Source organism: Neisseria sp. HMSC058F07 (assembly GCF_001810035.1).
Taxonomy (GTDB): domain Bacteria; phylum Pseudomonadota; class Gammaproteobacteria; order Burkholderiales; family Neisseriaceae; genus Neisseria; species Neisseria perflava.
Map to the genome: position 1 here is coordinate 113,782 of NZ_KV799663.1, position 21,525 is coordinate 135,306.

Genomic DNA, 21,525 nt, shown 5'->3' on the forward strand with positions numbered 1-21,525 from the left:
AAAGGCCGTCTGAATGTTTCAGACGGCCTTATATATTTCACCTCTTTGATATGTCTTCTCTTATTGGTTTTATCAAATATAAAAAAGCGTACCTTGTTAGGTACGCTTTTTTCAATCCGACTCAAAATTAGAATTTTGCACCGGACTCATTTGCCATAAAGTCTACAGCCGCTTTAACCTCATCGTCACTCAAGCTGCTGTTGCCGCCTTTGGCAGGCATTGAATTAAAACCTTCAAGCGCGTGTTTGTGCAAAGTATCTTTACCTTGCTTAATTCGAGGAGCCCAGTCGTCTTTTTTACCGACAACAGGTGCGCCCGGAATCATACCGCCATGACATGTTTTACAGTTGGCTTCAAAAACAGCTTTGCCGTCTACCTTAACCGGAGCTGCTTCTGCTTTTTCAGCAGGTTTGGCTTCAGCAGCCGGAGCAGCTTTAGCATCTGAAGCAGCTTTATCGGCAGCAGGAGCAGAAGCAGCCGCCGGAGCAGAAACATCGGCAGGTTGAGCTACCGGAGCAGGCTCGGCTTTTTTAGCAGGAGCTTTTTTACCGTCTTTGTTGGACAAACCCCAAACATAAGCGGTCATGATGTGCAGCTTGTCTTTGTCAAGGAAGTGACCCCAAGCAGGCATTTGGCTGCTGCGGCCGTTGGTAATGGTTTCGGTAATCGCTTTTTGAGTACCGCCCCACAACCATACATCGTCGGTCAGATTCGGGCCGAGGCCTTGGATACCTTGACCTTTGTCGCCGTGACAAGTGAAACAGTTGGCAGGTGGGCCGCTAAACAGGGCTTTACCGCGTTCTGCACGTTCTTCGTCGTATTGACCTTTAGGTTTAGAAAGAGACATAACATACTGTGTTACGTTTTTCACTCCTTCTTCACCCAAAGCAGGCCCCCATGCCGGCATAGAGGCAGTACGGCCTTTTTCAATGGTTTCCTGAATTTTTTCAGGTTCGCCACCCCACAACCAGTCGTCGTCGGTCAAATTCGGGAAGCCTTTGGAGCCTTTGGCATCTGAGCCGTGACATTGGATACAGTAGGTATTGAAAAGGTTTTGTGCAATAGCACGGGCTTCAGGGTCTTTAGCCACTTTCTCAATCGGCATATTGGAAAATTTAGCATACACTTTACCGTATTGCTGATTGGCTTTGGCAACTTCTTCTTCATATTGACCATGGCTGCTCCAGCCCCACAGGCCTTTGTAATCGCCAATACCTGGATACATAATCAGGTAGCCGACGCCAAACAGCCATGTGCAGACATAAAGCCAAAACCACCAACGTGGCAGAGGGTTGTTGTACTCCGAAATGCCGTCCCACTCATGACCTGTGGTTTTTACTTCTTCGCCTTTTTTAGGGCGTTTCACAACGTTTTGCGAAAGCAGAAGCCAAGCCAGGCCGATGAAGCTGAGCACGACGATAACGGCAATATATATACTCCAGAAACTACTGGTAAATTGGGATGTTGTGTTCATTATTTTGCTCCGTGATCACGGACTGACTGAGCTTGATCGTCCTTTTCAGACGGCCTTCGTTCGTCATTATCGAAAATACTGCTGGCAGCATCGTCATAGTTTTTCTTATTGCGTCTATTGAACACAATATAGAGGACTAAAATAAAGCTGATAAATACCCAAACAGTAAAGAGCGAGCGAGCCCAGTTAGCGTCCATGATGTTACCTTACGTTTTTCAATGCCAAGCCCAAGCCTTGCAGATAGGCGATAACAGCGTCCAGCTCTGATTTGTTAGCCAGCATTTCAGGTGCTTTGGCAATTTCTTCATCGCTGTAAGGTGTACCCACTTTACGCAGGGCTTTCATATGCGCCACAGTTGCCTCGGCATCGACTTTATTGCGTGCGAGCCATGGGAATGCAGGCATATTGGACTCCGGCACAACGTCGCGCGGGTTCAGCAGGTGGATGCGGTGCCATTCATCGGAATAACGGCCGCCGACACGAGCCAAATCCGGACCGGTACGTTTAGAACCCCATTGGAACGGATGGTCATAAACAGACTCACCGGCAACGGAATAATGACCGTAACGTTCAGTTTCTGCACGGAATGGACGAATCATTTGAGAGTGGCAGTTGTAGCAGCCTTCGCGCACATAAATATCGCGACCGGCCACTTGCAGAGCGTTATATGGTTTCACGCCGGGCGCAGGTTCGGTAACTGCCTTGGTGAAGAACAGCGGAACAGCCTCAATCAGAAGGCCGACGCTGACTACAAGCAGGGTGAATACAATCAGTACACCGACTTTTTCTTCAGCTAATTGTTGTAATTTCATTTTGGTAGCCTATCTTTCTTGTCATTAGTGGTGTTGAGTTTGAGAAACCGCAGGAATCTCAGCATCAACTGCTTTACCACTGATAGCAGTACGGTAAACGTTATATGCCATGATGCACATACCGCTCAGGTACAGAAGACCGCCGGTGAAACGAATCATGTAGTAAGGCATGGTACGTTTTACGGATTCAACGAAGGAATAAGTCAGCGTGCCGTCGTCATTCAAAGAACCCCACATCAGACCTTGCATTACGCCGGCAATCCACATTGCAGCGATATACAGAACCACGCCGATGGTCGCGATCCAGAAATGCGCCTCAACCAATTTGGTGCTGTACATTTCATTTTTGCCGAACAAGCGGGGAATCATATAGTAAACGGAACCGATGGTTACAAAGCCCACCCAGCCCAATGCGCCGGCGTGAACGTGTGCAACAGTCCAGTCGGTGTAGTGGCTCAGAGCGTTAACGGTTTTGATAGACATCATCGGGCCTTCGAAGGTAGACATACCGTAGAAAGACAGAGAAACGATCAAGAATTTCAAAATCGGGTCGGTACGCAGTTTGTCCCATGCGCCGGACAGAGTCATGATACCGTTGATCATACCGCCCCAAGAAGGCGCAAACAGGATCAAAGACAATACCATACCCAAAGATTGAGTCCAGTCAGGCAATGCGGTGTAGTGCAAGTGGTGTGAACCAGCCCACATATAAGTGAAAATCAAAGCCCAGAAGTGAACGACGGACAAGCGGTAAGAGTAAATCGGACGGCCCGCTTGTTTAGGTACGAAATAGTACATCATACCCAAGAAGCCGGCTGTCAGGAAAAAGCCCACCGCATTGTGGCCATACCACCATTGAACCATCGCATCAATCGCACCTGCGTAAACCGGATAAGATTTCATCAAACCGGCAGGGATGCTGATATTGTTGACGATGTGCAACAGTGCAACGGCCAAGATAAAGCCGCCGTAGAACCAGTTGGCAACGTAAATATGTTTGATTTTACGTTTGGCAATCGTACCGAAGAATACGATAGCGTAGGCAACCCACACCAGCGTAATCAAAATGTCGATAGGCCATTCCAACTCGGCGTATTCTTTACCTTGGGTGTAACCCATAGGCAAGCTGATGGCAGCAGCCACGATAACGGCCTGCCAACCCCAGAAGGTAAATGCAGGCAGCCAACCGCCAAACAGACGGGTATTACATGTACGTTGAACAACGTAGTATGATGTACCGATCAAACCACAACCACCGAATGCAAAAATAACCGCATTGGTGTGCAGAGGACGCAGGCGGCCAAAGTGGAACCAAGGTCCGATATTGGATAAATCTAGGGCCGGAGCAAAAAGCTGGGCAGCGACGATAACGCCAACCAACATGCCCACAATACCCCAAACTACAGTCATGATGGCGAACTGGCGCACCACTTTGTAGTTATAAGTTTGTGTGTCCATGGAAGTCTCCATAAATTATGGGTATAAAAAATTTTTATCTCACCCCAGCCCCTGCATTTACGAAAAGCGCAATACGGCCAAGGCTCAAATTTTTCTAAATTTAACATAGACACCACAACATGCCAAGCAAAATTACATTCCATATTGCATAAAAACTTTAGTGAGACATAATCTCATTTCTTTTATAATCAATAAATTATTTAAACATGTTCAATAAATCGGACACAGCATTTTTTCAAGCCCCCTTTTTCGTACAGTTTTATTGATATAGATTAAGCCTACCCTTTAAAACCCCTTCCTCTTAATAAACTTTAGCAAATTAACCAATAGCCATGATTAATTACAAAATTACCCCCAACTTTCTGTCTCATGAATGGCACATCACCTTATCATTCACTCAAACTGATGATTCTGAAACAGAAATCAGCCTGCCAAACTGGGTTCCCGGCAGCTATCTCATCCGTGACTTTGCCCGCCACATCACACACATCAACGCGTGCTGCAACGGCAAAGCCCAGCCACTGACACAAACCAGCAAAAACTATTGGCAAACCCCTGCCCTCAATGGAGCGTGGGAAATTTACTACACCGTCTACGCATTCGACTTGTCTGTTCGCGGCTCATTCCTCAGTACCGAGCGCGGCTTTTTTGATGGCGCGTGCCTATTCTTAAAAGTGCACGGACAAGAGGAACAACCACACCAAGTCGAATTTCCTACCCTGCCACACACATGGCAGATAGCCACCACCCTACCCCAAATTTCGGCGACCACTTTTCAGACGGCCTCATATGCCGAGCTTATTGATCATCCTGTTGAAACAGGCATCATCGAATTCCTCGACTTTGAAGCACAAGGCATCCCCCACCGTATTGCATTAAGCGGCATCTATCCTGATTTCGACCGCACCCGCTTCCTCGCCGATATTCAAAAAATCTGCGAAACCGAGTTAGCGATGTTCCCCTCCCCTGCCCCGTTTTCCGAATACCTTTTCCTATTACATCTGGGCGACAACCTTTATGGCGGACTGGAACACATCAGCAGCACCGCCCTACTCGCCGACCGCCACAGTCTGCCATCTTACGATATGGGTGAAGCCGACAAAGCCTATACCGAACTGCTCGGCCTCTTCTCCCATGAATACTTCCACGCATGGAACGTCAAATCCATCAAACCGGCCGTATTCGCACCTTACAACCTCGACCAAGAAAACTATACCGAGCAACTTTGGGCATTCGAAGGCATTACTTCCTACTACGACGACCTCTTTCTAGCCCGAAGCAAAACCATCAGCCCCGAAGCCTACCTTACCCTGCTTGCACAAAGCATCACACGTGTACAGCAGACACAAGGCCGCCTGAAACAAACACTTGCCCAATCCAGTTTCAGCGCGTGGGACAAGTTCTACAAACAAGACGAAAACAGCCCAAACGCCATCGTCAGCTACTATCAAAAAGGCGCACTGGCCGCACTTTGCCTCGACCTTATCATCCGTGAAAAAAGCCAAGGCAAATACACCATCGACAGCGTGATGCAGCAACACTATCGCGACTGGTGCAACACCCATCAAGGCATACCCGAAAAACACTGGCAAATCCGTTGCCAAGAAATGACCAGTTTAGATTTAGAAACCTTCTTTCAGACGGCCTTATACAGCACCGAAGACCTTCCGCTCGCAGAATGCCTACAAAGCGTAGGTGTCAAACTCGACTTTATTCCCCTACCTCGCCAACATGGCGGAGCATTTGCAAGCGAACCCCAATCGGTTGCCCCCGCCAACGATTTGGGCGCACGTTTCAAACAAAGCAGCGATCATGCCGTCCTGACTCATGTATTTAATGGCGGCAGTGCAGAAAATGCCGGACTCTGCCCGCAAGACAAAATCATCGCCCTAGGCGGCTATGCCTGCAACGACCTTGCGGCACAGTGGAGCAAACTGCCTATCGGCACGCGCACCACCATCCATTTCTTCCGTCAAGGCCTATTGCGTGAAACCAGCATCACAGTTCAAGCGGCAGAAGCCAATACTGCCCTGCTGCACATTACCGATCGCCAAAAACTCGAAAACTGGTTGTACAATCATTAAATAAAACTTCAAACGGCCTGCCACTTCCTAGGCCGTCTGAAATCAACATATCCATTTAATATAAAGAAAGGAAAAACTATGCCCATCCGTAAACTGACCGACACCCTCTATATCGCCCCCCAACTGACCGAAGCAGATGTCCAAGAAGCCGTACGTCTCGGCATCAAAACCATCATCTGCAACCGCCCGGACGGTGAAGAAGAAAACCAACTGGCTTTTGCCGAAGTGCAAAACTGGTTTAAAGAGGCTGGCATCAACCAATTCTCATCCCAGCCCGTTGTCGCGCCTCAAATCAACGCAGCCGATGTCGCAGCCTTCCAAAATCTGTTGCAACAATCTCCGGCTCCTATTCTTGCTTTCTGCCGCACCGGTACTCGCTGCTCCCTGCTTTGGGGTTATCATCAAGTGCAACACGGCGCATCCGTAGCCGAAGTAGTTGCCGCAGCCGAACAGGCTGGCGTCAACCTCAGCAACTTTGAAACCCGCCTGCAAGAAGCCAAAGATAAAGGTTTGGCTTAATACTTTATTTATATATAAGTAGTAGCCTTCAAACCAATCAGGCCGTCTGAAACCGATTATTCAGACGGCCTGATTGCCTTAGCTTATTTTTAATTTATTTCCACTATCCTAAAAATATATTTTCTAAATCAAGCCCGAATTGACCTGTATCAATACCCTGACCCTATTTTCATTTATAATGCCTTTCAATGATTCAGGGCCAAGCCCGAATCCTCCAGTTTCCTCGATAAGAGCCAGCTCTCTTATTAAATGATTTTTCTTTCCTCTTGATGTGTGTGTGTTTGGGTGTGGCCGAAAGCCACCCCCTTTTTTTTATACCTACCCCCTTTCAGGCCGTCTGAAAACTTTCAGACGGCCTTTCCTTTCCTCTCACAAAAATAGTATAAAATCCCCTTATCGTTCAAACCACAAACTCAAAACACCATGGTCAACAAACTCACTCCCCCTCCAAGCCTGCCCGATCCGCAAGACCTCCGCGCCATTATCGCTTACAACATGCGCCTCTACCGCGTTAATCACGGCTGGTCGCAAGAAGAACTGGCACGCCAATGCGGACTTGACCGCACCTACGTTTCCGCCGTCGAACGCAAACGCTGGAACATCGCCCTTTCCAACATCGAAAAAATCGCATCCGCGCTTAAAATCGCCCCTTACAAACTCCTCCTTCCGCCGCAAGAAATGCTCCGCCAAATGACCGAGCCTACCGATACCCAAGCCTAATTCACAGCCAGACACCATCATGCCCGCCGCCCAACAAGCCATCCAAATCTACCAGCAGCAAAAAGCCGCAGCAGAAACTGCCTACCGCCAAAACAACCGCCCTACCGCTTACTTCCGCGACCATATCGCCGCTGCTGAAACCCTACTGCAAACCCTCTGGCAAATCCACTTTCCCGACAGCAACGACATCAGTCTGATTGCCATCGGCGGCTTCGGACGTTGTGAACTCTACCCCCATTCTGACTGGGACTTAGCGATTATTTCCTCGGCCCCATTTTCAGACGGCCTGCAACAACAAACCGCCCAATTTATCCAAACCCTTTGGGACGCACGCCTCAATCCGGCCATCAAAAGCGGCAGCATAGAAGAAATCCTCCAAAGTACCCAAAACGACATTACCGGCGAAACCGCCTTTCTTGAAGCACGCCACCTACAAGGCGATGCCAAACTTACCGCCCAACTTCTAAACAAACTCAACACACGTCGCGACACAGCCGCCTTTATCGAAGCCAAACTCCTCGAAATGGAGCAACGCCATACAAAATCCCAAGGCACAGGCGCACAACTCGAACCCAACATCAAAACTTGCCCCGGCGGCCTGCGCGACATCCACACCCTTATCTGGACAGCCAAAGCACAAGGCATAGACAGCAACCCCACCGCCCTCGTTACCGCCGGTGTCCTCACACGCACCGAAGCCGGCATGCTGGCTCATGGCTACCGCCGCCTCGCCAACATCCGCATTCATCTCCACCTTACCGCCGACCGCCCCGAAGACAGGCTGCTTTTCGACTACCAGTCCCAAGTTGCCGAAAGCTTAGGCTATACCCAACCCGACATCCGCGGCAGAAGCGAAGCTCTGATGCACACCTTCTACCGCGCCACCAAAGCCATCAAACAACTCAACGGCATCCTCATTCCGGTTCTCAAAAACCATCAAACCTCCAGCCGCCCCCAACATATCCACCCCATCGACAGCCGCTACAAACGCATCGGCCACCAAATCGCCGCCAACGACCTTGCCCTGTTTGAACACAACCCCGAACACATCTTCACCATCATCCAAACCATGCAGGAGCAAAGCATCACCACCATCGAGCCGCAAACCCTGCGCGCATGGTGGGCGGCCACACGAAAAATCAACGCCCGTTTCACCCAAAACCCAGAAAACCGCCGCCGCTTCATCCAATTCTTCAAACACGGCACCGGCCTTACCCAAACCCTCCGTTTTCTCAACCTCTACGGCGTACTTGGCCGCTATCTCCCCGCATGGGAAAAAATCACCGGCCTGCTCCAACACGACCTCTTCCATATTTACCCCGTAGACGACCACATCCTGACCGTCGTCCGCAATATGCGCCGTCTCGCCATCGAAACCCACAGCCACGAAATGCCCGAGGCCAGCGCCATCATGCAGGCCTACCCACGACCGCACATCCTCTACACCGCCGCCCTGCTGCACGACATCGCCAAAGGCCGTGGCGGCGATCACGCCAAAGAAGGCATCAAAGACGCCCAACAATTCGCCGCCGACCACTACTACACCGACGAAGAAAGCCACCTCCTCGCATGGCTGGTTGAAAACCACCTGCTCATGTCCACCGTTGCCCAAAAAGAAGACATCCAAGACCCGCACGTCCTCCAAGCCTTCTGCCGCCATATTCCCACACGCGAATACCTCGACGCACTCTACCTGCTTACCATTGCCGACATCCGCGGCACCAATCCCAAACTTTGGAACACATGGCGCGCCAGCCTGCTCCAAACCCTCTACCACAGCACCGCCGCCGTTTTAAACAGCAAAAACCACGATCCCGAACGCCTCCCCAACCGACGCGAACAAGCCGCGGCCGACCAACTCACGCGCGCAGCCGTTCCCCTCAAAAACCAACAAAAACTCCGCCGCATCCTCGGCAGCGCATACTACGTCCGCCATCAAACGCGGGAAATCCTCTGGCACACCGCAAACCTCGCCTACGACACCCAAAGTCCGGCCGTCCGCAGCCGCATCCTCCCCCAAAGCAACAGCCTTCAAGTCATGGTCTTCATGCCCAACGGCGACCGCCTCTTCGCACGCCTCTGCCGCATCTTCAGCAGCCACCGCTTCGACATCCAAGCCGCCCGCGCCTTCATTACCGAGCACGACTACATCCTCGACACCTTTATCCTGCAACTTCCCGACAATCTCCCGCCCGAAGAATATCCCGACCGCCAAAGCGCACTCGAAGCCGAACTCAACAGCTTCATCCACGGCAATACCACCGTCCAAAAACAAAGCGGCCGCCCACACATCAGCCGCCGCATCCGCCACATCCCCATTCCGCCTACCGTAATCATCACCCCCGAAGAAGATTATCCCGGCTGGCACACCATAGACATCACCGCCGTCAACCGCCCCCACCTCCTCGCCGACATCGCAGAGACCTTCTTCGCACACAACATCAGCCTGCGCTACGCCAAAATCACCACCTTGGATCAGCGCATCGAAGACAGCTTCATCACCTACAGCCCATCCCTCCAAGACCCGCAAACCCAAAATACCCTAAAACAAGCATTGATCGAAGTTCTGACCCCATAAAGGCCGTCTGAACATCTTAAAAATATAGGGTGAGCATTTTTTGCTCACCCTAATCGCATTCAACATATAAACATCCTGAATATACCCTTCTAAAACACTCAAGAAATCCAACGCCTTAAAAATCAAAACCAGACTGCTCCCTGATATAAAACTACATTACAAAATCATAACCCAAATAAATATAATTCCAAATACAAAATTTCATTCATCTATTACACCAAACCCCTTTTCAAATCCCCTCCTTCCAAACCATTTCCCCATCAATATTCACACAAAATACATACTCAAAATAAAACCCATAAAAAACAAAAGAATAAAATCACAAAAAATCAAACCGACCGATTAAGCCATAAAAACACCGCCTGTCCAAACCAATTAACATATTATTGAATCAATCTAAAATTCTGACAAAAAACGTCACACACCCAAACTTGTCTCCCTTCCCTGTCACAAAAAACACAAAACTGACAAAAAACGTCAACCACCCAAATTCCCTAAAATCCTGAAACTTTCAAACAAAACCTCACAAAACTTAAAAATTAAAAAATAAACCCAATAAAAACAACAAACAAAAAATAAAAAATAAAATTTTTAACCCATTTTCCACACTTGGCACACCGACTGCTTGAAACAACACGTCCGGCAAGGCCCAAGCCTCAAAGCAGCAAGCCCGACGGAAGCTGTATATTCCTTCTTACTTTATGGTTTACTCATAATACAAAGTGCCAAGCACATTACGGACTTTTTACTTAAACATAATTATTCACACTTTCAAACTGGAGTTTTAATCAATGAAAGCAATCCAAAAAGGTTTCACCCTGATCGAATTGATGATCGTCATCGCCATCTTGGGCATCCTGGCCGTAATCGCTCTGCCTGCATACCAAGACTACACCATCCGCGCTAAAGTATCTGAAGGCTTGAGCTTGGCCGAGCCTGCAAAATTGGCTGTAGCAGAAACTGCTTCTGCTTTGGGTGGCCTAAAAGCAATTACTGCTACCAATACTGGTTACACTTTCCCTGCAAAAGGCACTAACTACGTTAAAAGTATTACTATTGCAGCTACTACAGGGGTAATTACAGTAACTACTCAAAATACAGGTGCAAGTAAACAACCTGTACTAACCCTGACTCCATCCCAAGCAAATCCTGAGTCTCCAATCACTTGGACTTGTAAATATAAAGACAGCGAGCCTAAACACGTTCCTGCTAACTGCCGCTAATATTGGTATTGCAGCCTGAATAAAAGTAAATCCCATAAGGCAATTATGGGATTTACTTTATAAAAATAAGAAAACGATACACTCAAATGAATACCCCATTTCAAGCCCAAAAAGGTTTTACCCTGATTGAGCTGATGATAGTGATCGCCATCCTCGGTATTCTGGTTGTAGTCGCCATACCCACTTATCAAAACTATATCGGTAGGGCGCAAGCCTCCGAAGCACTGTACCTTGCCGACGACCTGAAAACCGAAATCAGCATTACCTCAACGGTAAATAACCGCCTGCCCAATGCAGAGGATGTCAGCAAACAAGGTGCAATCGGCATTACTGCTCAACGCATCGGCGGTACATACATCCAAAACGGTGGCGTAACTGTAGAAGCAGATACAGGCAAAATCAGTATTCCTTTCGATAAAGGCCAAAACAAAGGCAAAGTCCTGACCCTGACCCCTTATCGAATTAACAATGACTCGACTTGGTTGCTTAACTGGCAATGCGGCGGAACGCTGGATCCGATGATGATCCCCGCCATGTGTCGTGACAATTCAAACGGATAACAACCAAGCCCATACCCTACAAAAAAACACAAAAATACATTGCGAAGAAAACATCCCAAGCAAAGCCAAATACAAACGCGGAAAACGAACAAAAGCAAAAGAAACCAAACTCTCCAAAACAAGGTCATTAAGAGCCTGAATCATCACATTACGAGAATAAATGCCGTCTGAAATCCATTTTCAGACGGCCTCTTTATATTTAATCCTGATCCGACAGAAAAGTTTTAACTTGATTGGTTCAGACGGCCCTCGTCTTTTCACCACTACATAAAACAAATTCGCAACACTCCTGATAAGACAATTTGTCGCCCATCTGAACTCAATATATAATTTAACCATACAAGTCTTTATTTTTAAGCATTTTTCATTTTTAAAACATACATTGCCTACATTGGGAGAAACATCATGCCTCATCTGAATTTAGATAAAACGGATTTAAAGATTCTGCAGGTTTTGCAAGAAAACGGGCGGTTGAGCAATGTTGAACTTTCTGAAAAGGTGGCACTCTCCCCTTCTCCCTGCCTGCGCCGTCTCAAGCAGCTTGAAGATGCGGGCATTATTCAAAAATACGCCGCCCAGCTTTCCCCTGTTTCTTTGGGCTTGGGCTTGCAGGCTTTTATCCGTGTATCGATTAGCAAGGCAAAAGATGCGCGCGAGGATTTTTCCGAATCTGTCCGCGCTTGGCCGGAAGTATTGAGCTGCTTTGCTTTAACGGGTGAAACCGACTATCTGCTCCATGCCTTTTTTACCGATATGAACGCGTTTTCCCATTTTGTTTTAGACACGCTGCTTTCTCACCACGGCGTGCAAGATGCGCAATCGAGTTTTGTGTTGAAAGAAATTAAAAACACGACCGCTCTGCCTTTGGTTCATTTGGTTCAGGATTAGTGATTTGAAACTGATAAAGGCCGTCTGTTGTTCAGACGGCCTTTTAAATTTCTATGGTTTGCGTTCACATCCATACACTTGTATACTTTTTAAGAATAATTCACATAAGCTTTTACCATGACTGACACCGCCCATCTCGACGCCCATACTGTTGCAGAACATACCAAACAATGGCTGGAAAAAGCCGTTATCGGCCTAAATCTCTGCCCGTTTGCCAAAGCGCCGCACGTTAAAAATCTGGTTCGCATCGTTGTCAGCGAAGCCCGTCATTTGGACGGTTTCCTTGAAGACTTGGATCGTGAATTGCAACTTCTAGGCAATACGCCTGCTTCGGAATTGGAAACCACTTTACTGGTTCATCCGACGCTGTTCCCTGATTTTGAAACCTTCAACCAAATGTTGGAAATCGCCGATGATGCCGTTGTAGAAAACGAATTGGAAGGTATTGTCCAAATTGCGCCGTTCCATCCTGATTTTCAATTTGAAGGCACAGAAGCCGACGACATCAGCAACTACACCAACCGCTCGCCCTACCCGACTTTACACCTGATTCGTGAAGACAGCATTGCCAAAGCGGCTGAAGCGTTTCCCGATGCCTCGGCAATTTTTGACCGCAATATTGCGTTGCTGGAAAAAATGGGGCATGAGGGCTGGGATAAGTTGGACATTCCGCGTTGTCCATTTCCGCATCACAAGCCGTCTGAAAACAACTAATTGGTGATGGAAGATGGTTCGTCATCTATTGATTTTTTGCGGCGCATTGTCGCTTGTCTTGGGTATTATCGGTATTTTCCTGCCATTTCTGCCGACTACGCCTTTCATTTTATTGACCGCTACTTGTTGGGCACAGGCTTCGCCGCGCTTTCACAATTGGCTCTATCATCACCGCTATTTCGGCCCCATCATACAAAATTGGGAAAACAACGGTGCCGTGCCGCGCAAGGCAAAGTTTTTCGCTATCGGCATGATGACCTTTTCCTGCCTGTTGATGTTTTGGCGGTTTCCGGAACGCTGGTGGATCGGTGTCATATCGTCAATCTGTTGCAGCTGCGTGGCCGTGTGGATGTGGCTGCGGCCGGAGGCATAAATAAAACAGGTAGGCATTTTTGCTCACCTGTTTTTGTTTTTATACCCGATTTATCCGTCAAAACAATCAGTAACACCTAAAACACCCTATTCAACCCTCATTTTTCAGACGGCCTCTATTTATTCAATCAAATGTAAATTTTAGCTAAAATTAATCTAAATTGTTTTTCTGATAGGATTATTATTAATAATTCAAACCCCTGTTTCAAAACCACTTTTCTACTACTTTCGACTACTTCCCTCCTTTTTATTTCTTTATTTGTATCAACATTTCTTTTGATTCCAACACTCTAAACCGTCCCTTAACACTTGCTTTGCGTTATACTTTCCCCTGACACAACCGCGCAGTTCGTCTGGATATTTTCAGACGGCCTGAATATTTCACCGCCGTGCTTTCTCAACGAAGTTTCTAACGGTGCAACAGAATAAAAAGGAAATACTATGCGCTCTCTCTCATTTTTACTGCTTCTTGCCGCCTTTCCTGCCTCGGCATCCGATTTTGACGGTTCATCCGCAAGTCTGCTTTGGGGTCTGCCGTTTGCCCTGATTCTCTTGTCCATTGCACTCGGACCTCTGTTTTTCTCCCATACTTGGCACCACCACTTCGGCAAAATTACAGCGTTTTGGACGCTGCTGTTTTTAACGCCGTTTATCGTAACCTTTGGTTTCAGCGCCGGCGTACATACCGTTGCCCATGCGTTGGTTGAAGAATATATTCCGTTTATCCTACTGCTTTTGGCGCTCTATACCATTTCGGGCGGTATTTTTGTCAGCGGCGACTTGCACGGCTCGCCGAAATTAAACACCACCCTGTTGGCAGTCGGTACGGCTTTGTCATCCGTCATGGGCACAACAGGCGCGGCGATGTTGATGATTCGCCCGCTTTTAAAAGCCAACCATAATCGCTACTATCGTGTTCACATCGTGATTTTCTTCATTTTCTTGGTAGCGAATATCGGCGGCGGCTTGACGCCGTTGGGCGATCCTCCGTTGTTTTTGGGTTTCCTGAAAGGCGTAGATTTCATGTGGACCGTCAAACACATGCTGATGCCTGTGTTGATCAGTTCCGTGGTTTTGCTGACTGTTTTCTACATCATCGACAGCAGACATTTTCATCGTGAACAACGCGAACACCTTGTCCCTGCTTCTACCGAAACCGAAGAGAAAGTCAAAATTTACGGCAAATGGAATTTCCTGTTGCTGGCAGGCGTGGTCGGCGCAGTCTTGCTCTCCGGCTTGTGGCAGCCGAATCATCCGGGTTTCGAGATTTTGGGCAGCCACTATGCACTGCAAAACTTGGCACGCGATGGTATTTTGCTGGCTCTGACCGCCGTATCTTGGATTATTACGCCCAAACAAGTACGCGCAGGCAATGAGTTCAACTTCGAGCCGATTGCCGAAGTAGGCAAACTGTTTTTGGGTATCTTCATTACCATTTCGCCCGTCTTGGCGATTTTGAAAGCCGGTGAAACAGGCGCACTGGGCGCTGTCGTTTCTCTGGTTCACGACGCGGCAGGCAATCCGATTAATGTGATGTATTTCTGGATGAGCGGCATTTTGTCGGCATTTTTGGATAACGCGCCGACTTATTTGGTGTTCTTCAATATGGCAGGGGGAGATGCCCAAGCCTTGATGACAGGCCATCTGTTCCATTCGCTGCTGGCCGTATCCATGGGCTCCGTATTCATGGGCGCGCTCACTTATATCGGTAATGCGCCGAACTTCATGGTCAAAGCCATTGCCGAGCAGCGCGGCGTACCGATGCCCTCTTTCTTCGGCTATATGGCATGGTCGGTGATTGTATTGATACCGCTGTTTGCCCTGCATACGATGATTTTCTTCGTTTGGCAGCTCTTTTAAACTTAAGGCCGTCTGAATTTCAGACGGCCTTTTATTTTCAGCTATATCATCAAACATAGCGTTTAAATATCAATCAGTTAAAAATTATTTCTCTTAACACTCAATTACATATTCCTACTTTTTTCCCACTTTTCCCGTAAAAATAAGCGTAAAACTGACATAAAACGGCCCATACCTGATAGAATCTAAAGCTTTGTTGTTTGCGTTTATTCGTTGTTTTTATAGCAAACCTCTGCTTTTTTCAGACGGCCCATCCTTTGTTTCAAAGCATTACATGCCGTCTGAAAAAACAATCCGACATCCGAATCTCAACCCACCAAAAAGTAACGCATCCTTATGATTAAGATAAAAAAAGGCTTAGACCTGCCTATCGCGGGCAGACCGGAGCAAGTCATTTATGACGGCCCGGCCATTACCGAAGTCGCGTTGCTTGGCGAAGAATATGTCGGCATGCGCCCCTCGATGAAAATCAAGGAAGGCGAAGCCGTCAAAAAAGGCCAAGTGCTGTTTGAAGACAAAAAGAATCCGGGCGTAGTATTTACCGCGCCGGCTTCAGGCAAAATCGCCACGATTCACCGTGGCGAAAAGCGCGTACTTCAGTCAGTCGTGATTGCCGTTGAAGGCAACGACGAAATCGAGTTCGAACGCTACGCACCTGAAGCGTTGGCAAAATTGAGCAACGAAGAGGTGCGCCGCAATCTAATTCAATCCGGTTTGTGGACTGCGCTGCGCACCCGTCCGTTCAGCAAAATCCCTGCCGTCGATGCCGAGCCGTTCGCCATCTTCGTCAATGCGATGGACACCAATCCGCTGGCTGCCGATCCTACGGTCATCATCAAAGAAGCCGCCGAAGACTTCAAACACGGCCTGTTGGTATTGAGCCGCCTGACTGAGCGTAAAATTCATGTGTGCAAAGCTGCCGGTGCGGACGTGCCGTCTGAAAACGCCGCCAATATTGAAACACATGAATTCGGCGGCCCGCATCCTGCCGGTTTGAGCGGTACGCACATTCATTTCATCGAGCCAGTCGGCGCGAATAAAACCGTTTGGACCATCAATTATCAAGACGTGATTGCCATCGGACGTTTGTTTACTACAGGCCGTCTGAACACCGAGCGCGTGATTGCCTTGGGTGGCTCTCAAGTCAACAAACCGCGCCTTTTGCGTACCGTTTTGGGTGCAAAAGTATCGCAAATTACCGCCGGCGAATTGGTTAATGCAGACAACCGTGTGATTTCCGGCTCGGTATTAAACGGCGCGATTGCACAAGGCGCGCACGATTACCTCGGCCGCTACCACAATCAGATTTCCGTTATCGAAGAAGGCCGCAGCAAAGAGCTGTTCGGCTGGGTTGCGCCGCAGCCGGACAAATACTCCATCACGCGCACAACCCTCGGTCATTTCCTGAAAAACAAACTCTTCAAGTTTAATACAGCCGTCAACGGCGGCGACCGCGCTATGGTACCAATTGGCACTTACGAGCGCGTGATGCCGCTGGACATCCTGCCTACCCTGCTCTTGCGCGATTTAATCGTCGGCGATACCGACAGCGCGCAGGCTTTAGGTTGCTTGGAATTGGACGAAGAAGACCTCGCTTTGTGCAGCTTCGTCTGCCCGGGCAAATACGAATACGGCCCGCTGTTGCGCAAGGTGCTGGAAACCATTGAGAAGGAAGGCTGATTATGGGCTTGAAACATTTTCTTGAAAAAATCGAACCGCACTTCCTGCCGGGCGGCAAACATGAAAAATGGTATGCCCTCTACGAAGCTGCGGCGACGATTTTCTATACATCCGGCGCGGTAACGCGCAAAGCGGCCCACGTCCGCGACGCGCTCGACTCCAAGCGCATGATGATTTTGGTGTGGCTGGCTTTGTTCCCTGCCATGTTCTACGGTATGTACAACGTCGGCGTACAAGCATTCGGCGCGTTAACGCCTGATTTGCTGCAACAAAATATCGCCAACGACTGGCATTACGCCCTTGCCAACGCTTTGGGCATCAATATGTCGTCTGAAGCGGGCGTGTTGGGCAAAATGCTGTTCGGCGCAATTTACTTCCTGCCGATTTACGCAACCGTATTTATCGTCGGCGGCTTCTGGGAAGTCTTGTTCGCCACCGTGCGCAAACACGAAATCAACGAAGGTTTCTTCGTGACTTCGATTTTGTTCGCCTTAATCGTTCCGCCTACCCTGCCGCTGTGGCAGGCCGCCTTGGGTATTACCTTCGGCGTGGTGGTTGCGAAAGAGGTATTCGGCGGTACGGGTAAAAACTTTATGAACCCCGCGCTGGCAGGTCGTGCCTTCTTGTTCTTCGCTTATCCTGCCAATATTACCGGTGACACCGTTTGGACGGCGGTTGACGGCTATTCCGGCGCAACCGCGCTGGCTCAATGGGCGGCACACGGTGCAGACGGCCTGCAAAATGCCGTTACCGGTAAATCCATCACTTGGATGGATGCGTTTATCGGTAATCTGCCCGGCTCTATCGGCGAAGTATCCACTTTGGCGCTTTTAATCGGCGGCGCGTTTATCGTGTTTGCCCGCATCGCTTCTTGGCGCATTATTGCCGGCGTGATGATCGGTATGATTGCCATGTCTTCGCTGTTTAACTTCATCGGTTCGGACACCAATCCGATGTTCAGCATGCCTTGGTATTGGCATCTGGTTGTCGGCGGCTTTGCCATCGGTATGCTGTTTATGGCGACCGACCCTGTTTCCGCTTCCTTTACCAATGTCGGCAAATGGTGGTACGGCGCGCTGATTGGTGTGATGTGCGTATTGATCCGCGTGGTCAACCCTGCTTACCCCGAAGGCATGATGTTGGCGATTCTGTTTGCCAACCTGTTTGCCCCGATTTTCGACTATTTCGTCGCACAAGCGAACATCAAACGCAGAAAGGCGCGCAGCAATGGCTAAGAAATTCGATAAAGACAGCTTCAGCGGCACGCTGATTGTGGTATTGGTTGTCAGCCTGATTTGTTCCATCATCGTTGCCGGTGCGGTCGTCGGCTTGAAACCCATCCAAGAGAAACAAAAACTCCAAGACAAACAAGGCTATATCCTGAGCGTAGCCGGTTTGATGGATAAAAACACCGACATCAGCAAAACCTTTGCCGAGCGTATCGAGCAACGCGTGGTCGATTTGGCAACCGGCGAATACGTGAAAGATGCGCCGAAAGACTTCAGCGCGCGCATCGCAGGCAAAGACCCTGCCCAAAGCATCCAAATCAAACCCGAAGACGATTTGGCCGGCATCAAAAGCCGTGCCAAATACACCGAGGTTTATCTGGTAAAAGGCGATGACGGCAAAGTCAGCCAAATCATCCTGCCTATGCACGGCAACGGTTTGTGGTCTGTTATGTACGGCTTTGTCGCCATCCAACCCGACGGCAACACCATCAACGGCATCACCTACTACGACCAAGGCGAAACCCCGGGCTTGGGCGGCGAAATCGGCAATCCGTTGTGGCAACAAAAATTCGTCGGCAAAAAACTGTTTGACGAACAAGGCAAACTCGCCCTGCATGTCGGCAAAGGCGCAAGTTCGGACAAAGAACACGGCGTAGATGCCCTCTCCGGCGCATCGCTGACATCTAAAGGCGTGCAAGGTTCGTTCGCCTACTGGTTCGGCGAAAACGGCTATATCCCCTACCTGAACAAATTGAAATCAGCAGGAGCACAATAATGGCTGACATGAAACGCTTGAAATATTTGATGTTTTCACCCTTTATCGACAACAACCCGATTGCCTTGCAGGTTTTGGGTATTTGTTCGGCTTTGGCGGTTACCACCAAGCTTCAGACGGCCATCGTGATGGGTATTTCCGTGAGTTTGGTAACCGGTTTTTCCAGCTTTTTCATCTCATTGGTACGCAACTACATCCCCAACAGCATCCGTATTATTGTGCAAATGGCGATTGTTGCCTCTTTGGTAACGCTGGTTGACCAACTGCTTCAGGCCTTTGCCTATGAACTGTCCAAACAGCTCTCCGTATTCGTCGGCCTGATTATTACCAACTGTATCGTGATGGGACGTGCCGAAGCATTCGCCATGAAAGAGCCGCCGCTGGAAAGCTTGGTTGACGGTATCGGCAACGGCGCAGGTTACGGCATGATGTTGATCATCATCGCGACCATCCGCGAACTGATCGGCTCAGGCAAGCTCTTTGGCTACACCATTTTCCAAACCGTACAAGATGGCGGCTGGTATCAAACCAACGGCTTGTTCCTGCTCGCTCCCAGCGCGTTCTTCATCATCGGTTTCTTGGTATGGGGTCTGCGCACTTGGAAACCTGAACAGGCGGAGAAATAACACATGGAACATTACTTAAGCCTCTTTGTAAAATCCGTCTTTCTGGAAAACATGGCACTGTCCTTCTTCTTGGGGATGTGTACGTTTTTGGCGGTATCTAAAAAAGTATCCACCGCATTCGGTTTGGGCGTTGCCGTCACTTTCGTACTCGGCCTGTCCGTCCCTGCCAACCAACTGGTTTACTCGCTACTGAAAGACGGCGCACTGGTTGAAGGCGTGGATTTGACCTTCCTGAAATTCATCACCTTCATCGGCGTGATTGCTGCTTTGGTGCAGATTTTGGAAATGTTCTTGGACAAATTCGTCCCTGCCCTCTACAACGCATTGGGTATCTACCTGCCTCTGATTACCGTAAACTGCGCGATTTTCGGTGCCGTATCGTTTATGGCGCAACGCGAATACAACTTCGGCGAGTCCGTTGTATACGGTTTCGGCGCAGGCTTGGGCTGGCTTTTGGCTATTGTCGCTTTGGCGGGCATTACCGAAAAAATGAAATATTCGGATGTCCCTAAAGGCCTCAAAGGCTTGGGCATTACCTTTATCGCCGCCGGCCTGATGGCAATGGCGTTTATGTCGTTCTCCGGCATCCAGTTATAAGAAAGGAATCGGCATGGAGATTATTTTAGGTATCGTGATGTTTACCGTCATCGTCTTGGTTTTGGCACTGATGATTCTGTTTGCCAAATCCAAGTTGGTGAGCGAAGGCGACATCACCATCAAAGTTAATAACGAAAAAGAGCTGACGATGCCTGCCGGCGGTAAACTGCTGGGTGCGCTTGCCAGCCAAGGTATTTTCGTTCCCTCCGCCTGCGGTGGCGGCGGCTCATGCGGACAATGCCGCGTTGTCGTGAAAAGCGGCGGCGGCGACATTCTGCCGACCGAGTTATCCCACATCAGCAAACGCGAAGCACGCGAAGGCTGCCGTCTGTCTTGTCAGGTCAACGTTAAAACCGACATGGACATCGAAGTACCGGAAGAAGTGTTCGGCGTGAAAAAATGGGAATGTACTGTCATCTCCAATGACAACAAAGCCACGTTCATTAAAGAACTCAAACTTGCCATTCCCGAAGGCGAAGAAGTTCCTTTCCGCGCCGGTGGCTACATCCAAATTGAAGCCCCGCCGCACACTGTTGCCTACAAAGACTTCGATATTCCTAAGGAATACCACGAAGACTGGGACAAATACAATCTGTGGCAATACGTTTCCAAAGTGGACGAGCCGATTCTGCGTGCCTACTCTATGGCTTCATATCCAGAAGAAAAAGGCATCATCATGCTGAACGTGCGTATCGCCACACCGCCTCCACGCGTACCCGATGCGCCTCCGGGACAAATGTCTTCTTACATCTGGTCGCTTAAACCCGGTGATAAAGTAACCATCTCCGGTCCGTTTGGCGAATTCTTTGCCAAAGATACCGATGCCGAAATGGTATTTATCGGCGGCGGTGCGGGTATGGCGCCGATGCGTTCCCACATTTTCGACCAGCTGAAACGTTTGAACTCCAAACGTAAGATTACCTTCTGGTACGGCGCACGCTCCAAACGCGAAATGTTCTATGTCGAAGACTTCGACCAACTCGCGGCAGAGTACCCGAACTTCACATGGCACGTCGCCTTGTCCGACCCATTGCCTGAAGATAACTGGGACGGCTACACAGGCTTCATCCACAACGTGGTTTACGAAAACCACCTAAAAAACCATGAAGCACCGGAAGACTGCGAATTCTATATGTGTGGCCCTCCAATCATGAACCAGTCCGTGATCAAAATGCTCAAAGACTTGGGCGTGGAAGACGAAAACATCCTCTTGGACGATTTCGGCGGCTAACCAACAAAAAGGAAGAAACTTCGGTTTCTTCCTTTTTTATTGCCAGGCCGTCTGAAAATCATACTTTCAGACGGCCTGAACCTTTCTTTTACGATACAATAAAGGCTTCAAAAAATAATCCGCA

20 protein-coding genes are annotated in these 21,525 nt (G+C 49.0%); 16 read left to right on the forward strand and 4 right to left on the reverse strand.

Going from position 1 to position 21,525, the window contains the following annotated elements:
* Positions 1–127: 127 nt before the first annotated feature.
* From ccoP to ccoN, 4 genes are read right to left on the reverse strand one after another with little or no spacing between them, the layout of a single operon-like run.
* The gene (ccoP, locus tag HMPREF2696_RS00755; protein WP_004519589.1) at positions 128–1,474 is read right to left on the reverse strand and encodes a cytochrome-c oxidase, cbb3-type subunit III; all 1,347 of its coding nucleotides are present in this window, start codon (positions 1,472–1,474) and stop codon (positions 128–130) included.
* Positions 1,474–1,671 carry a cbb3-type cytochrome oxidase subunit 3 gene (locus HMPREF2696_RS00760; protein ID WP_004519588.1) on the reverse strand — a complete coding sequence of 66 codons (198 nt, stop codon included), beginning with the start codon at positions 1,669–1,671 and terminating at the stop codon, positions 1,474–1,476. Before HMPREF2696_RS00760 ends, ccoP begins: the two co-directional genes overlap by 1 nt.
* A 4-nt stretch (positions 1,672–1,675) precedes the next feature.
* Positions 1,676–2,287, reverse strand: a complete 612-nt coding sequence (gene ccoO / locus HMPREF2696_RS00765; RefSeq protein WP_003748778.1) for a cytochrome-c oxidase, cbb3-type subunit II — start codon at positions 2,285–2,287, stop codon at positions 1,676–1,678.
* Between the two features lie 24 nt (positions 2,288–2,311).
* Entirely contained in the window at positions 2,312–3,745 is a 1,434-nt protein-coding gene (gene ccoN, locus HMPREF2696_RS00770) for a cytochrome-c oxidase, cbb3-type subunit I (RefSeq protein ID WP_003748780.1), read from the reverse strand.
* A 332-nt stretch (positions 3,746–4,077) separates the two neighbouring features.
* On the opposite strand from ccoN, the gene HMPREF2696_RS00775 reads away from it, so the two are divergent.
* From HMPREF2696_RS00775 to nqrF, 16 genes are all read left to right on the forward strand, one after another.
* Entirely contained in the window at positions 4,078–5,829 is a 1,752-nt protein-coding gene (locus HMPREF2696_RS00775) for a M61 family metallopeptidase (protein WP_049336034.1), read from the forward strand.
* A 78-nt stretch (positions 5,830–5,907) separates the two neighbouring features.
* Positions 5,908–6,348, forward strand: a complete 441-nt coding sequence (locus tag HMPREF2696_RS00780; protein ID WP_070587477.1) for a TIGR01244 family sulfur transferase — start codon at positions 5,908–5,910, stop codon at positions 6,346–6,348.
* A gap of 423 nt (positions 6,349–6,771) precedes the next feature.
* The gene (locus HMPREF2696_RS00785; protein WP_004519584.1) at positions 6,772–7,068 is read left to right on the forward strand and encodes a helix-turn-helix domain-containing protein; all 297 of its coding nucleotides are present in this window, start codon (positions 6,772–6,774) and stop codon (positions 7,066–7,068) included.
* Positions 7,069–7,087: 19 nt separating this feature from the next.
* A complete protein-coding gene (gene glnD / locus HMPREF2696_RS00790; protein ID WP_070587479.1) occupies positions 7,088–9,646 on the forward strand; it encodes a [protein-PII] uridylyltransferase in 2,559 nt (852 codons plus the stop codon).
* A 791-nt stretch (positions 9,647–10,437) separates the two neighbouring features.
* The gene (locus tag HMPREF2696_RS00795) at positions 10,438–10,869 is read left to right on the forward strand and encodes a pilin (RefSeq protein WP_070587482.1); all 432 of its coding nucleotides are present in this window, start codon (positions 10,438–10,440) and stop codon (positions 10,867–10,869) included.
* 86 nt (positions 10,870–10,955) lie between these two features.
* Positions 10,956–11,429, forward strand: a complete 474-nt coding sequence (locus tag HMPREF2696_RS11900) for a pilin (protein ID WP_070587484.1) — start codon at positions 10,956–10,958, stop codon at positions 11,427–11,429.
* A 405-nt stretch (positions 11,430–11,834) separates the two neighbouring features.
* Complete coding sequence (locus tag HMPREF2696_RS00805; RefSeq protein ID WP_003684427.1) at positions 11,835–12,317, forward strand: Lrp/AsnC family transcriptional regulator; 483 nt, start codon at positions 11,835–11,837, stop codon at positions 12,315–12,317.
* A gap of 117 nt (positions 12,318–12,434) precedes the next feature.
* On the forward strand, positions 12,435–13,031 hold the full coding sequence (locus tag HMPREF2696_RS00810) for a DUF1415 domain-containing protein (RefSeq protein ID WP_070587487.1): 597 nt from the start codon (positions 12,435–12,437) through the stop codon (positions 13,029–13,031).
* Between the two features lie 13 nt (positions 13,032–13,044).
* Positions 13,045–13,404: a YbaN family protein gene (locus HMPREF2696_RS00815; protein WP_049323898.1), complete on the forward strand. Its 360-nt coding sequence runs from the start codon at positions 13,045–13,047 to the stop codon at positions 13,402–13,404.
* A gap of 440 nt (positions 13,405–13,844) precedes the next feature.
* Positions 13,845–15,263: a sodium:proton antiporter gene (locus HMPREF2696_RS00820; RefSeq protein ID WP_070587489.1), complete on the forward strand. Its 1,419-nt coding sequence runs from the start codon at positions 13,845–13,847 to the stop codon at positions 15,261–15,263.
* Between the two features lie 336 nt (positions 15,264–15,599).
* The gene (locus HMPREF2696_RS00825) at positions 15,600–16,943 is read left to right on the forward strand and encodes a Na(+)-translocating NADH-quinone reductase subunit A (protein ID WP_070587491.1); all 1,344 of its coding nucleotides are present in this window, start codon (positions 15,600–15,602) and stop codon (positions 16,941–16,943) included.
* A 2-nt stretch (positions 16,944–16,945) separates the two neighbouring features.
* Entirely contained in the window at positions 16,946–18,178 is a 1,233-nt protein-coding gene (locus HMPREF2696_RS00830; RefSeq protein WP_049323895.1) for an NADH:ubiquinone reductase (Na(+)-transporting) subunit B, read from the forward strand.
* Positions 18,171–18,947 carry a Na(+)-translocating NADH-quinone reductase subunit C gene (locus tag HMPREF2696_RS00835; RefSeq protein WP_003748805.1) on the forward strand — a complete coding sequence of 259 codons (777 nt, stop codon included), beginning with the start codon at positions 18,171–18,173 and terminating at the stop codon, positions 18,945–18,947. Before HMPREF2696_RS00830 ends, HMPREF2696_RS00835 begins: the two co-directional genes overlap by 8 nt.
* On the forward strand, positions 18,947–19,573 hold the full coding sequence (locus HMPREF2696_RS00840; protein ID WP_036493003.1) for an NADH:ubiquinone reductase (Na(+)-transporting) subunit D: 627 nt from the start codon (positions 18,947–18,949) through the stop codon (positions 19,571–19,573). Before HMPREF2696_RS00835 ends, HMPREF2696_RS00840 begins: the two co-directional genes overlap by 1 nt.
* A gap of 3 nt (positions 19,574–19,576) precedes the next feature.
* Positions 19,577–20,170, forward strand: a complete 594-nt coding sequence (nqrE, locus tag HMPREF2696_RS00845; protein WP_003684365.1) for an NADH:ubiquinone reductase (Na(+)-transporting) subunit E — start codon at positions 19,577–19,579, stop codon at positions 20,168–20,170.
* Between the two features lie 13 nt (positions 20,171–20,183).
* Positions 20,184–21,401, forward strand: a complete 1,218-nt coding sequence (gene nqrF / locus HMPREF2696_RS00850) for an NADH:ubiquinone reductase (Na(+)-transporting) subunit F (RefSeq protein WP_003748808.1) — start codon at positions 20,184–20,186, stop codon at positions 21,399–21,401.
* The last annotated feature ends 124 nt before the right edge of the window (positions 21,402–21,525 follow it).

What these genes read in the sequence shown, in the direction of transcription:
- ccoP (WP_004519589.1), bottom strand. Translation starts at nt 1,474, where the DNA reads ATGAACACAACATCCCAATTTACCAGTAGTTTCTGGAGTATATATATT.
- HMPREF2696_RS00760 (WP_004519588.1), bottom strand. Translation starts at nt 1,671, where the DNA reads ATGGACGCTAACTGGGCTCGCTCGCTCTTTACTGTTTGGGTATTTATC.
- ccoO (WP_003748778.1), bottom strand. Translation starts at nt 2,287, where the DNA reads ATGAAATTACAACAATTAGCTGAAGAAAAAGTCGGTGTACTGATTGTA.
- ccoN (WP_003748780.1), bottom strand. Translation starts at nt 3,745, where the DNA reads ATGGACACACAAACTTATAACTACAAAGTGGTGCGCCAGTTCGCCATC.
- HMPREF2696_RS00775 (WP_049336034.1), top strand. Translation starts at nt 4,078, where the DNA reads ATGATTAATTACAAAATTACCCCCAACTTTCTGTCTCATGAATGGCAC.
- HMPREF2696_RS00780 (WP_070587477.1), top strand. Translation starts at nt 5,908, where the DNA reads ATGCCCATCCGTAAACTGACCGACACCCTCTATATCGCCCCCCAACTG.
- HMPREF2696_RS00785 (WP_004519584.1), top strand. Translation starts at nt 6,772, where the DNA reads ATGGTCAACAAACTCACTCCCCCTCCAAGCCTGCCCGATCCGCAAGAC.
- glnD (WP_070587479.1), top strand. Translation starts at nt 7,088, where the DNA reads ATGCCCGCCGCCCAACAAGCCATCCAAATCTACCAGCAGCAAAAAGCC.
- HMPREF2696_RS00795 (WP_070587482.1), top strand. Translation starts at nt 10,438, where the DNA reads ATGAAAGCAATCCAAAAAGGTTTCACCCTGATCGAATTGATGATCGTC.
- HMPREF2696_RS11900 (WP_070587484.1), top strand. Translation starts at nt 10,956, where the DNA reads ATGAATACCCCATTTCAAGCCCAAAAAGGTTTTACCCTGATTGAGCTG.
- HMPREF2696_RS00805 (WP_003684427.1), top strand. Translation starts at nt 11,835, where the DNA reads ATGCCTCATCTGAATTTAGATAAAACGGATTTAAAGATTCTGCAGGTT.
- HMPREF2696_RS00810 (WP_070587487.1), top strand. Translation starts at nt 12,435, where the DNA reads ATGACTGACACCGCCCATCTCGACGCCCATACTGTTGCAGAACATACC.
- HMPREF2696_RS00815 (WP_049323898.1), top strand. Translation starts at nt 13,045, where the DNA reads ATGGTTCGTCATCTATTGATTTTTTGCGGCGCATTGTCGCTTGTCTTG.
- HMPREF2696_RS00820 (WP_070587489.1), top strand. Translation starts at nt 13,845, where the DNA reads ATGCGCTCTCTCTCATTTTTACTGCTTCTTGCCGCCTTTCCTGCCTCG.
- HMPREF2696_RS00825 (WP_070587491.1), top strand. Translation starts at nt 15,600, where the DNA reads ATGATTAAGATAAAAAAAGGCTTAGACCTGCCTATCGCGGGCAGACCG.
- HMPREF2696_RS00830 (WP_049323895.1), top strand. Translation starts at nt 16,946, where the DNA reads ATGGGCTTGAAACATTTTCTTGAAAAAATCGAACCGCACTTCCTGCCG.
- HMPREF2696_RS00835 (WP_003748805.1), top strand. Translation starts at nt 18,171, where the DNA reads ATGGCTAAGAAATTCGATAAAGACAGCTTCAGCGGCACGCTGATTGTG.
- HMPREF2696_RS00840 (WP_036493003.1), top strand. Translation starts at nt 18,947, where the DNA reads ATGGCTGACATGAAACGCTTGAAATATTTGATGTTTTCACCCTTTATC.
- nqrE (WP_003684365.1), top strand. Translation starts at nt 19,577, where the DNA reads ATGGAACATTACTTAAGCCTCTTTGTAAAATCCGTCTTTCTGGAAAAC.
- nqrF (WP_003748808.1), top strand. Translation starts at nt 20,184, where the DNA reads ATGGAGATTATTTTAGGTATCGTGATGTTTACCGTCATCGTCTTGGTT.